General features: G+C 58.4%; 1 protein-coding gene. It reads right to left on the bottom strand.

The features are described from left to right. Positions 1-243 precede the first annotated feature (243 nt). Positions 244-732 (bottom strand): nucleotidyl transferase AbiEii/AbiGii toxin family protein, encoded by a 489-nt coding sequence (locus tag EKD05_RS25560; RefSeq protein WP_165361007.1) that lies wholly within the window; start codon positions 730-732, stop codon positions 244-246. Between the last annotated feature and the right edge of the window lie 320 nt (positions 733-1,052).

Genomic DNA, 1,052 nt, shown 5'->3' with positions numbered 1-1,052 from the left:
CTTTGCGCCTCTGCGCCTTTGCGTCAAATAACCCACCGTATTGGCAGGGTTGACCCGTCTTGCCACCAAGACGCGCATACTCTACCATCAAACCTTTGCGCCTCTGCGCCTTTGCGTCAAATAACCCACTGTATGTGCAGGGTTGACCCGTCTTGCCACCAAGACGCGCACGCGCTTCCCTCAAACCTTTGCGCCTCTGCGCCTTTGCGTCAAATAACCCGCCTTATTTGCAAGGTATTCTGCCTAAAACAAGCGGTCTAGCAGTTCTGTTGGTACTTGGGCGCGTAAATCGGGATAGTCTTCGATGAGACGGGCAAGATCGGCGAGGTCTTTCTGGCGCTTGCTGGCACGTCGCTCAGGGTCAAGTGCGGCCCAGATTTTGCCTTGCAGTGTGTCTTGCAGGCTGGCAACCGGTAAGCCAAGGCCTAGCACATTTTGAATGTCGGCTCGCTGTGGGAAATCGGCGTATCGCTGATCGAGTTGGATCTGAATGCGCAGATCTGACCCAGGGAGTCCGATGTTCAGGCTGTGGGGAAACCGTTTGAGTGAGAACTGCGCTGCGAGCAATTGCTCCAGCAACTCCAATTGCTCAACGGCGATCACGACATCGAGATCGAGACTCACGACTGGGTCAACATATGCGTTGACGGCCTGACCGCCAATGACACAGTAGCGGATCTGTTGCTCGTTCAGTAACGCAATGAAGCGCTCAAGCAAATCAGTATGATCCATAGTTACTGTTTTCCAGTAGGTCAAGGCCTGCATATCAGGAGCCTCTGTTTGTTTGCTGACTAGTGTCGTTGCTACCCATGATTGTTTGCTTCACGCCCGCGGGCGAGGCGCGGGCGCTGCGCCCTGCCCAGGGGGGTTGATGCTCCGCAGGGTTTGTTGGGGGGCAACAGACTGCTTGCGGGCGCTGCGCCCCGCACCCAGCCCGAGGGGACTATGCTCCGCAGGGGGTCTTGCAAACAGACGGCTTGCGGGCGCTGCGCCCCGCACCCCGCCCGAGGGGGCGCTGCCCCCTGGACCCCCGCGAAGGGGCCTCGCCCCTT

The organism is Candidatus Chloroploca sp. Khr17, assembly GCF_004138165.1.
In the GTDB taxonomy this organism is placed as follows: domain Bacteria; phylum Chloroflexota; class Chloroflexia; order Chloroflexales; family Chloroflexaceae; genus Chloroploca.
The sequence above is the reverse complement of the archived record's forward strand: the minus strand, read 5'-3'. Positions and strand labels throughout refer to the sequence as shown.